This window comes from Bradyrhizobium sp. DN3, assembly GCF_041357655.1.
In the GTDB taxonomy this organism is placed as follows: Bacteria; Pseudomonadota; Alphaproteobacteria; order Rhizobiales; family Xanthobacteraceae; genus Bradyrhizobium.
This window is the reverse complement of the sequence record NZ_JAULLN010000006.1, coordinates 303,833-313,285: the sequence shown is the minus strand read 5'-3', so window position 1 is coordinate 313,285 and position 9,453 is coordinate 303,833. Positions and strand designations below refer to the sequence as shown.

At 63.5% G+C, this 9,453-nt stretch carries 11 protein-coding genes and 2 pseudogenes; 4 read left to right on the top strand and 9 right to left on the bottom strand.

Going from position 1 to position 9,453, the window contains the following annotated elements:
* Positions 1–139: pseudogene (locus AAE027_RS12165) on the bottom strand (MFS transporter); the annotation flags it as partial.
* A 79-nt stretch (positions 140–218) separates the two neighbouring features.
* Here AAE027_RS12165 and AAE027_RS12160 point away from each other — a divergent pair.
* Positions 219–653: pseudogene (locus tag AAE027_RS12160) on the top strand (ribosomal maturation YjgA family protein).
* Between the two features lie 90 nt (positions 654–743).
* Here the strand turns inward: AAE027_RS12160 and AAE027_RS12155 are convergent.
* From AAE027_RS12155 to AAE027_RS12145, 3 genes are all read right to left on the bottom strand, one after another.
* The gene (locus AAE027_RS12155) at positions 744–1,907 is read right to left on the bottom strand and encodes a winged helix-turn-helix domain-containing protein (protein WP_370988245.1); all 1,164 of its coding nucleotides are present in this window, start codon (positions 1,905–1,907) and stop codon (positions 744–746) included.
* A gap of 104 nt (positions 1,908–2,011) precedes the next feature.
* Entirely contained in the window at positions 2,012–2,257 is a 246-nt protein-coding gene (locus AAE027_RS12150) for a hypothetical protein (protein WP_370988244.1), read from the bottom strand.
* Positions 2,258–2,376: 119 nt separating this feature from the next.
* Positions 2,377–2,613, bottom strand: coding sequence for a hypothetical protein (locus tag AAE027_RS12145; protein WP_128937546.1), 237 nt, complete (start codon positions 2,611–2,613; stop codon positions 2,377–2,379).
* A 373-nt stretch (positions 2,614–2,986) separates the two neighbouring features.
* Between AAE027_RS12145 and AAE027_RS12140 the strand changes: the two genes are divergently transcribed.
* A complete protein-coding gene (locus tag AAE027_RS12140; protein WP_091898980.1) occupies positions 2,987–3,628 on the top strand; it encodes an OmpA family protein in 642 nt (213 codons plus the stop codon).
* A gap of 57 nt (positions 3,629–3,685) precedes the next feature.
* On the opposite strand, the gene AAE027_RS12135 is transcribed toward AAE027_RS12140, so the two are convergent.
* Complete coding sequence (locus AAE027_RS12135) at positions 3,686–4,948, bottom strand: phospholipid carrier-dependent glycosyltransferase (RefSeq protein ID WP_370988243.1); 1,263 nt, start codon at positions 4,946–4,948, stop codon at positions 3,686–3,688.
* A 218-nt stretch (positions 4,949–5,166) separates the two neighbouring features.
* Here AAE027_RS12135 and AAE027_RS12130 point away from each other — a divergent pair, with 218 nt between their 5' ends.
* Positions 5,167–5,868, top strand: a complete 702-nt coding sequence (locus AAE027_RS12130) for a FecR family protein (protein ID WP_370988242.1) — start codon at positions 5,167–5,169, stop codon at positions 5,866–5,868.
* 2 nt (positions 5,869–5,870) lie between these two features.
* Positions 5,871–7,034, top strand: coding sequence for a hypothetical protein (locus AAE027_RS12125; RefSeq protein WP_370988241.1), 1,164 nt, complete (start codon positions 5,871–5,873; stop codon positions 7,032–7,034).
* Between the two features lie 137 nt (positions 7,035–7,171).
* Here the strand turns inward: AAE027_RS12125 and AAE027_RS12120 are convergent, their stop codons facing one another.
* The 4 genes from AAE027_RS12120 to AAE027_RS12105 all read right to left on the bottom strand — a co-directional run bounded on the left by AAE027_RS12120 (position 7,172) and on the right by AAE027_RS12105 (position 9,393).
* A complete protein-coding gene (locus tag AAE027_RS12120) occupies positions 7,172–7,660 on the bottom strand; it encodes a VOC family protein (RefSeq protein WP_370988240.1) in 489 nt (162 codons plus the stop codon).
* A 26-nt stretch (positions 7,661–7,686) separates the two neighbouring features.
* On the bottom strand, positions 7,687–8,115 hold the full coding sequence (locus AAE027_RS12115) for a VOC family protein (protein WP_370988239.1): 429 nt from the start codon (positions 8,113–8,115) through the stop codon (positions 7,687–7,689).
* 132 nt (positions 8,116–8,247) lie between these two features.
* Positions 8,248–8,760 carry a cupin domain-containing protein gene (locus AAE027_RS12110; RefSeq protein ID WP_128938099.1) on the bottom strand — a complete coding sequence of 171 codons (513 nt, stop codon included), beginning with the start codon at positions 8,758–8,760 and terminating at the stop codon, positions 8,248–8,250.
* Positions 8,761–8,928: 168 nt separating this feature from the next.
* Positions 8,929–9,393, bottom strand: coding sequence for an FKBP-type peptidyl-prolyl cis-trans isomerase (locus AAE027_RS12105; protein WP_370988238.1), 465 nt, complete (start codon positions 9,391–9,393; stop codon positions 8,929–8,931).
* Between the last annotated feature and the right edge of the window lie 60 nt (positions 9,394–9,453).

The window sequence follows — 9,453 nt, the reverse complement described above, 5'->3', positions numbered from 1 at the left end:
GATAGGAGAAGAAGTAGGCCAGCACCAGGAACGGAATCAGGCGCCAGGAGATGGCGCGGATGGTCGAGGTCTCGATGTCGCTCTTGCTGGCGTTCCTGGCACCGCCGGCGGAACCGGCATAGGTGGTGGTCTGGCTCATGGCTTCCCCCCGGGTTGTTGCTTTTGTGGGCTGGTTGGCGGTTTTCAGCATCGCGGGCAAAGAGTCAATGGAGCGAGCAATGCACGGAGCGCAGCCGGATAAACCTGTTGCGCTGTTACGGACATCCCTGATCCGCGCCGCCCTCGCGCTCGGGGTGATCGTCTGCGGACTCTCCTTGCGCTGGTACGGCTTTCCGCTCGGGCTGCCGCCTTCGTCGTGAAGTATGGCGGCTCGGTCTTGTGGGCGACGATGGTGTTTCTGCTGGTCGGCGTCTTGCTGCCGCGGCTTACTCGGACGCAGATCGCGGTGATGATCGCCATCGTGGTCGAGTTCTCCCGACTGGTTCACACGCCGTGGCTCGATGCATTCCGGCTGACTACGGCCGGCGCTGCTGCTGGGGCGGATTTTTTCGCTGTGGAATTTAGTGGCCTATGCGGTGGGGATTTTGCTCGGCGTTTGGCTCGATCGAATCGTCGCAATGCGTGGTCTCGTAGGGTGGGCAAAGGCGCCCTAGCACCGTGCCCACCATCCGCATCACCTACGACGATGGTGGGCACGCTTCGCTTTGTCCACCCCACGAAATCGACACCGTGGCGAGCAGTGTTCACTCCGCGAGTTGAAACCGCTCGAAGCGATCGAGCTCGTCCTCGATCTTGCGCTTGAGCTCCTTACGGCCTGCGGTCTTCTTGCCTTCGCCGACCCAGGTCCATTTCTGCATCAAGAGTTTCTTGACCTGCCGGTCCGTCTTGAGGTCGAGCGCGGCGACGATCTCGTCGCCGACCAGGACGGGCAGCGCGAAATAGCCGAACTTGCGCTTGGCCTTCGGCACATAGGCTTCGAACAGATGGTTGTAGCCGAAGATGAGATTGGTGCGTTTGCGCTGGATGATCAGCGGATCGAACGGCGACAGGATATGGACGAGATCCGGCGATGCCCGCTCACCCAGCTCCAGCGCACCCGGCGAGGCCCAATGCTCCTGCTTGCCCGCGCCGTCGATCGCGACAGGCACGAGCTCGCCACGGCGGACGCGCGAGGCGATCAGGCCCGCCACCGCCTTCTTGCGCGGCGCATCGAGATGGCAGATCGAATCCAGACTCACCACACCCTGTGAGCGCAGCGCGCGCTCGAGCAGATAGGCCGTGATCTCCTTCGCTGACGCGGGCTTCGGCAGCTTGTCCCAGCCGAAATGCCGCGTCATCAATTCATAGGTCTTGAGCATGCCCTGACGCGCGCTGATGGTCACGGTGCCGGTATAGAAGGCGAGCTGCAAGGCCCGCTTCGACGGCTTGCGGCTCTGCCACAAATGCTCCTTCTCGACGAGCACGTCGTCCTCGATGTCGCGGATCGTCAGCGGACCGGCGCGCAGCAGCCGCATCACCTTGCGCGTGTCGGCCGGCTGCACCGAAGCGAACCATTTATGGCCCTCGCGCCGGTGCTCGCGCATCGCCGGCAGGAAGAAGCGGAAGTCGCTCGCCGGCACGTAGGACAGCGCATGCGTCCAGTATTCGAACACACTTCGCTCGACGCTCTGGGCATGGCGAAGGTCGGCGCGGCGGTAGGACGGGATACGGCTGAACAGGATGTGGTGGTGGCAGCGCTCGATCACGTTGATGGTGTCGATCTGCACATAGCCGAGATGAGCGACCGCATCCGCGACGGCCTGCGCGCCATCGCCGAACGGCGCGCGCCCGTCCAGCCGCTGGGCATGTAGCCAGATCTGCCGGGCCTGTGTCGTGGTGATCGGAAGCGGTTTGGGCGGGCGTGACATTGCAGCAGGCAATGTAGCGGGATTCGCGCTGAGGCAAACAAAAGAGGCAAAGAAAACCGCGCTGCCATCTGCTGACAGCGCGATCTGTCGACGAACGCAGCAAGTTATTTCGCGCCCATCTTCTGCGCCTGCATGTAGTGCTTGCAGGCGCCGCGCATATTGCCTTTGCTCATCTCGCTGTTGGCTGCGGCCATTTCCTTGGCCATCGCCTGTTTGCCGGGCGAATCCACGGTTCCCATTGCGGTCATCGATTTGCCGATCGCCTCGCCTGTACAGGGTTGCATCTTTGCTGCAGAAGCCGGCGAGGCCGCGAACACGGCGAGCACAACAGCCGAAAGCAACATCTTCATCGAATGTCTCCTCCGTAGGACAAAACCGGCGTTATGCCGGCGAACGCAAGAGCCATTCTTCAGCGACAAGTTTTCATGGAGAAGACATTTTCGTTGCTGCGCCGCAGCGATAGCAGCCCTTAGCGTGCGGCTTTTGGGCGCTCCCCGAGGCTGCCTGTAGCGGTGTCCGGCTCGCACGAGGCCTTGCCACGCCCCTCCGACTGGCAGCGATAGACGCTGCCGGTGAGACGATCGACCAGCCACATGTTATCCTCGGCCGGCCCTTCCAGGCCGACATAGCGGGAGGTCAGCCCCGTGATCAACGTCGACAGCAGGATCGCCACCGCTATCATCGCCGCGCCGATATAGATGGGCATTGAGCTCAGGGACACTGTCCGATCCGGCGGGCCGCTGCGATAGAACTGGTAGTCGCGCTGGTAGTCACTCGGCCTCGGCACTGGATGGAACTCGGCTCCCTCGCGGACGAATTGTTGAATGATCAAAACCTGCTAGGCGCGCATCTGGACGAATTCTTGTTCGTGGGCGGGCCGTGGGGCGACGCCTTTGCGACGATCGGTGAACACGGATTTCCGGGAATGGTCGGTGAGCTGGTTCGGCGCAACCCGCGAACGAACACAATGGCCTCCGGCTCGTGGCTTCGAATGTGACAAGGATCACATCAGGGTCTTTGAACCTTCCCTAGGCTCGCAACATCAAATCGCCATCAGGCGTAACAGCGAGGATACGACAATGACCCGTTTTGATAAATTTTTTGGACTGAAGGCGATTACTCTCTCCGCGGCCCTGTCGATGACGGCGAGCCTTGCCCTGGCCGGCGACAACAACGTCTCCGCAGGCCAGATCCTGGATGCACTGAAGCCGAAGCCGGTAACCCGTGGCCTCTCCGTGGGGCCGCAGGTCGATACCGCCGCGCAGGCCAAGGAATCGACCTTCCTCAACACCGTGCGCAACCGCTCGACCCGGTCGCTATCGACGGGCGAACGCGAGCAGATCGCAGAGCTCGCGGCGACCAAGCCGAAGATCGATCTGGAGATTCAGTTCGACTACAACTCGGCTGAGATTGCCAAGACGTCGGTGGCATCGGTGCAAGCGCTCGGCAAGGCGCTGTCCGATCCGGCGCTCAAAGGTTCGACCTTCGTGGTCGCCGGCCACACCGACACGATCGGCGGCGAACAGTACAACCAGGGCCTCTCCGAACGGCGCGCCGACACCATCAAGAAGTACCTGGTGCAGAACTACGGCCTGAACAGCGCCGATCTCGTCACCGTCGGTTACGGCGAGACCAAGCTGAAGGACGCCGCCAACGGCGCCGACCCGATCAACCGCCGCGTCCAGGTCGTGAACATGGACACCAAGACCGCGTCGAAGTGATCTCCAAGTTACGCCTGACGAAACGCGCCGCCTGCTCTAATCCGGCAGGCGGCGATGTCATATCCAGCTCTGGAACAACATCAGCCGGCCGAAGGTTCGCATGGAGGTGCCGACGAAGGCCGCGGAGATCGGCAGCAGAAGCGCAAAGCCGGCCGCGGCGACGCCGACATAGGCCCACAGCAGCCAGCGCGGCAGCCCCTCCCGGCGCAGCACATAGACCAGCGCAAGCGACGCCGCGGTCGCGGCCGGCAAATAGTAATAGATGAAACCCAGCGTGCGCGGCAGCAACGCCCAGGCGAGCCAGGGACCGAAATAGAACGCCGCGATCAGGAATGCATCCCAGCGCCGCGCCACGATGAAATCGCGTAGCACCACAGTGAGCGCGAGCAGCGCCGGCCACAACACCAGCGGATTGCCGAGGAAGACGATCGCGGCGATGTTGTCCTCCGCCGTCTTGTCGAACAGGAACCAAACCGGGCGGGCGAGCAACGGCCAGGATGGCCACGCGCTCATATAGGTGTGGCCGGCGATCGCGGTCGTGGTGTTGTCGGCGAAGATCCGCCGCTGTGCTTCGATCAAATCCGGCAGCGACAATCCGTAGAGCGGAACGAAAGCGGCAAGATACGTCAACGCTGGCAGGACGGCGAAGCAGAGCGCGGCATGCTGCGCCCGAAAACCGTCCCAGAGATCGGGCCGATACCAGTCGCTCGGCCTGGCGTCGGCAAACTGCGTGCGCCAGCCCTGCATCAGGCGGATCACCGCAACGATAACGATGCAGACGCCCAGTGGAAACAGGCCGCTCCATTTGCAGGCCGCAGCACAGCCAAACAGGCTGCCCGTGAGCGCGAACAGCGCATGCGGCCGCTCTCTTCGAAAACCATGCATGAAGGCGGCGGTCGCGAGCAGGCCGAAGCCGAGCGCAAAGATGTCGAGCATGGCGATACGCGCCTGCACGTAGAGCATCTGGTTGCTGCCAGCGATGAGCGCGGCTGCGATCGCGGGCCCTTGCGCGGAGAACAGCGCAAGGCCGCACAGATAGATCGCGACGACCGCGAGTGCGCCGAACAAGGTCGCCGGATAGCGCCAGCCAAACGCGTTGTCGCCGAAAGCTGCGATCGATGCCGCGATCAGCTCCTTGCCCAGCGGCGGGTGCATTGGATTGAGCATCGGCCCCGACATCACGGGCGTCAGCATCTGCCGCGCCGCCGGCACATAATGCACCTCATCGAAGACGAACTTCCCCGGTGTCGCGAGACCGATCAGCAGCGCGAGATGAGCAACCAGGAAAATCGCGACGGCAATCACTGCGCTCCGCGACATCTTTGGAACCGCGGATAATTCGAGCGTCGGCTGTGGAGATGTTTTGCGTGGCAAATTGGCGTCACCGCGGACAAAAAGGAGATCGCGGTTTTCATTGAACGCATTCTGCCGCGACTGTCACTAAGCATAACGCACGTCCCGCGCCGCTTGTGATAATTCCGCCACATCGCAAGTGCGCGCGATCCGGTACGATCAGGGACATATCGATCGGTTGCGAAATGAATTTGCGTTTCTGGCTTTTCCTCTCTCTGTTGTCGGCCGCATTGTGCGCAGGCCCTTGCGCGCAGGCGCAGACGCGCGTCGGCGAAGCCGTCGTGATCCAGAACGAAGTGGTGCGCGTGGCCGCGACCGCCACGCCGATCAATGTCGGCGACAGCATGCTGCGCGACGAGACCGTGCGCACCGGCGCCGATAGCGCGGCGCGCTTCGTCATGGCCGACAGCACCAACCTGTCGCTGGGTCCGAGCGCCACGCTGAAGCTCGACCGCACCGTCTTCAACGACGAGCACAGCTATCGCGACGTCGCGATCCGCATGACCACCGGCGCCTTCCGCTTCGTCACCGGGCACTCCGAGAAGACGGCCTACAAGATCACGACCCCGCTCGCGACCATCGGCGTGCGCGGCACCACGCTCGACATCCTCTCGCAGCGCGGCCGCTCCGTCGTCGTGCTTCAGGACGGCGCGGCCAGCGTCTGCACGAAGAGCTCCCAGTGCGTGCAGCTCACCCAGCCCGGCGACACCGCGATCATCGCCTCGACCGGTGGCAAGGTCGGCATCACCAAGATCAACACGCCGCCCTGGACGTTCGCCGCCAACTGCGCCGCGAGCGCCGGGCTTTGCGCCGTCAACCAATATGCCGCCGCCTCGCCGACCATCACGCCTGCCGTCCAAGACGACGGCATGCTGTGCGGGCGGTGACAATGGTGAAACTCCGCTTCAAGCGCTCGGTACTCGCTGGCGCGCTGGCCGCCTTGGCTGCGCTTGCGTTTGCGCTGGATATTCGACCGGCGGCGGCCCAGGCGACGTGCGGATCCGAATGCGGTGAGCCGACGCCTGACCCGACCTATTCGCCGTCCCCAACGCCGACCTATTCACCGTCCCCCTCGCCGAGCCCCTCTCCGTCGCCCTCGCTGACCCCGGATCCTGCGTCCGCGCCGAGCCCGGATCCATCGCCAAGCCCGACGCCGACCGGCGCGGATTCCAGCGGCAATTCGATCGGCGGCCTTGCCAATCAGCGCTTCAACCAGATGATCACCAACCGCGTGCTCGGCACGGTGCTGCTCGGCGTCAACGAGCAGATCAATTGCAGCGACTGCATCAGCGCGTTCGGCTCGGCCGGCTCGTTTTCCGCTGGCATCCACGGCCGCAAGGAGCTGACCAACAATCTGTCGCTGCTCGCCGGCATCGCCTACACGCACTACAACGAGGGCGGCTACAAGATCACGAGCGCACCGATCGGCGCCTTCGCGCTGCGTTATGACTTCACCGACTGGGGCTCGTCGCGCCCGTTCTTCGACGTCGGCACGATCCTGACGCCGTGGGAGAAGGCGCGCTACACGCGCAGCTACGATACCAGCCTCGGCCCCGTGAGCGTGACCGGCTCGACCAACGCGTCGAACTACGCGATCTACGGCCGCGCCGGCTGGATCAGCCGCCTGTCGCCGCGCGACGAGGTCGCGGCCTCCGTCGAGGTCTGGCAGCTCTGGCAGCGCGTGTCGGGCTACACCGACAGCGCGGTGGCCTTTAATCCGTTCGATGCCACGATTGCGACGGGTACCGACCGCACCAGCCTGGTCAAGATCGGCGGCCAGTGGACGCATCTCTACGGCAGCAACATCGAGGCCAATATCAACGGCGGCTGGGTGCAGTCGTTTGCTGGGCACAGCGGCATCGTGGCGACCGTGACCGGCAACGGCGTGGTGGTCCCGACCACGGGCAACCAGGGCTGGTTCGAATATGGCGGCCGCCTCGGCTTCCGCGTGCAAAAGGGCTGGGTCGTGGATCTCTTCGCCAACGGCACGCTGGGCCCGCAGCCGGTCGGCAACACCATCCACGGCGGCGTGGGGCTGCGGATCAACTACTAGAAAGCCTCATTGAAGCACAGTCTCGTAGGGTGGGCAAAGCGGAGCGTGCCCACCAACGCTCTCAATCGAGGATGGTGGTGGGCACGGCGCAAGCGCGCCTTTGCCCACCCTACGGCACTACGGTATCCGTCCAGCCTTCATGCCGCCGACTTGCCCTCGAACGCGCGACGCAACGCGTCAACATCCAGCTTGACCATCTTCATCATCGCCTGCATCGCGCGCGCGGCCGCTGGCTTGTCCGGGCTCGACAGGAACTCGAACATCACTTTCGGCACCACCTGCCAGGCCACGCCCCAGCGATCCCTGAGCCAGCCGCATTGCTCTTCCTTGCCGCCATGCGCGAGGAAAGCATTCCAGACGCTGTCGACCTGGGCCTGGTCGTCGCAATTGATCATCAGCGACAGCGCGTGGGTATACTCCATCTTCATTCCGCCATTCAGCGCGACCAGGCGCTGCCCGCCGAGCGTGAACTCGACGACGAGCACTGAGCCCTGCTTGCCGGAGGGGCCATCGGAGACGTTGCGCTGGACATGCACGATCTTGGAGTCGGGCAGCAGCGAGACGTACAAGTTGGCGGCTTCTTCAGCGTCGCCGTTGAACCACAGGCAGGGCGTGACCTTGGACATTTGAATGCTCCTGTTCTGGGCCGCGATCAGGCGTTCGCCATCTCGGGCTGCAGAGGGGCCGCCGCGAGATCCATCCAGTTCACACCCCACATATGACCATCCGGATCCTCGAAGCTGCGGCCGTACATGAAGCTGTATTCGTCCTTCGGACTGGGATCGGCCACCCCACCCGCAGCCTCGGCCTTGCCGATAATATCGTCGACATCGCTGCGGCTGTCCGCGGACAGGCAGAACAGCACCTGGTTCGAGGTCTTGGCATCCGCGATCGGCTTCGGCGTGAACTGAAGGAATTTGTCGTGGGTCAGCAGCATGGCGAAAATGGTCTCGGAAAAGACCATGCAGCTCGCCGTGTCGTCACTGAATTGCGGGTTCTTGACCGCGCCAATCGCCTCGTAGAAGGCAGTGGCGCGCTTGAGGTCGGTCACCGGCAGATTGACGAAGATCATCTTGGGCATCGGAAGCTCCTTGGCGGGGATTCTGCCCAAGGACGGACCGGCCGGCAGCCATCCGACACGGCTTGCGAATATTTTTTGACCTTCCCCCTGCGAGGTTCTGTCGCACCGAACCTCGCTCCTGTTCGGACGGGCTTACTTCTTCTCGTTGGGATCGCGGTGAACGGGGTCGATCCACAGCACGGTCTCGGGCTTCTCGACCGGCTCGATATCGAGATTGATCGCGACCGCCTCGCCGTCGCTGCGCACCAGCACGCATTCCAGCACCTCGTCGGGGCTGGCGTTGATCTCCTGATGCGGCACGTAGGGCGGGACGAAAATGAAATCGCCGGGCCCGGCCTCCGCGGTGAATTGCAGACGCTCGCCCCAGCGCATCCGCGCCTTACCCTTCACCACATAGATGACGCTTTCGAGATGGCCGTGGTGATGCGCGCCGGTCTTGGCGTCGGGCTTGATGCTGACCGTGCCCGCCCACAATTTCTGCGCGCCGACGCGCGCGAAATTGATCGCGGCCGCACGGTCCATGCCGGCCGTCGACGGCACGTTCGTATCGAGCTGGTTGCCGGGAATGACGCGCACGCCGTCATGTTTCCAGCGATCGTCATGATCGTGTGCATGGTGCGAATGCGTGTGGTCATGGCCGGTCATGGCACTTGCTTTCTGTTGGTTCCTTGGGCGGCAAACTAACCCAAAGCCGCGCCCACGAGCCACAGCAAAATCGGAGCCCTCATAGTCATGAGACGCTCGCGAGTAAACCCGTATGGCTCAGTCATCCCGGGGGCGATGCGCAGCACGAACCCGGGATGACGGCGCAAACTATTTTACCGCGAGCAATTCCACGTCGAACATCAGCGTCGCGTTCGGCGGGATCACGCCGCCGGCACCGCGGGCGCCGTAGCCGAGCTGCGGCGGGATGATCAGCGTACGCTTGCCGCCGACCTTCATCGAGGCAACGCCCTCGTCCCAGCCGGCGATGACACGGCCCTTGCCGATCGGGAATTCGAACGGCTCGTTGCGATCGACGGACGAGTCGAATTTCTTGCCCTTCTGGCCGTTCTCGTAGAGCCAGCCGGTATAGTGCATCACGCAGATCTGGCCCGGCTTTGGCGAAGCGCCAGTGCCGGCGACGCTGTCGATGATCTGCAAGCCTGAAGCTGTGGTCATGGTCTTTCCTGCAGTCTGGGCCGAGGCCGTGGAGGAAACGAAATGCGACACGCCGGCGATCACGGTGATCGCGAGTGCCGACATCAGGGCGAGGAGTGCGCGGTGGAAACGCTGCATTAGGCACCTTCCGTATGAAGCGGGAGGTGTCTAGCGCAACGCGGGTGAGGTTTCCACCCC

What these genes read in the sequence shown, in the direction of transcription:
- AAE027_RS12120 (WP_370988240.1), bottom strand. Translation starts at nt 7,660, where the DNA reads ATGTCCAAGGTCACGCCCTGCCTGTGGTTCAACGGCGACGCTGAAGAA.
- AAE027_RS12145 (WP_128937546.1), bottom strand. Translation starts at nt 2,613, where the DNA reads ATGCCCATCTATATCGGCGCGGCGATGATAGCGGTGGCGATCCTGCTG.
- AAE027_RS12135 (WP_370988243.1), bottom strand. Translation starts at nt 4,948, where the DNA reads ATGTCGCGGAGCGCAGTGATTGCCGTCGCGATTTTCCTGGTTGCTCAT.
- AAE027_RS12110 (WP_128938099.1), bottom strand. Translation starts at nt 8,760, where the DNA reads ATGACCGGCCATGACCACACGCATTCGCACCATGCACACGATCATGAC.
- AAE027_RS12125 (WP_370988241.1), top strand. Translation starts at nt 5,871, where the DNA reads ATGGTGAAACTCCGCTTCAAGCGCTCGGTACTCGCTGGCGCGCTGGCC.
- AAE027_RS12105 (WP_370988238.1), bottom strand. Translation starts at nt 9,393, where the DNA reads ATGCAGCGTTTCCACCGCGCACTCCTCGCCCTGATGTCGGCACTCGCG.
- AAE027_RS12150 (WP_370988244.1), bottom strand. Translation starts at nt 2,257, where the DNA reads ATGAAGATGTTGCTTTCGGCTGTTGTGCTCGCCGTGTTCGCGGCCTCG.
- AAE027_RS12115 (WP_370988239.1), bottom strand. Translation starts at nt 8,115, where the DNA reads ATGCCCAAGATGATCTTCGTCAATCTGCCGGTGACCGACCTCAAGCGC.
- AAE027_RS12130 (WP_370988242.1), top strand. Translation starts at nt 5,167, where the DNA reads ATGAATTTGCGTTTCTGGCTTTTCCTCTCTCTGTTGTCGGCCGCATTG.
- AAE027_RS12155 (WP_370988245.1), bottom strand. Translation starts at nt 1,907, where the DNA reads ATGTCACGCCCGCCCAAACCGCTTCCGATCACCACGACACAGGCCCGG.
- AAE027_RS12140 (WP_091898980.1), top strand. Translation starts at nt 2,987, where the DNA reads ATGACCCGTTTTGATAAATTTTTTGGACTGAAGGCGATTACTCTCTCC.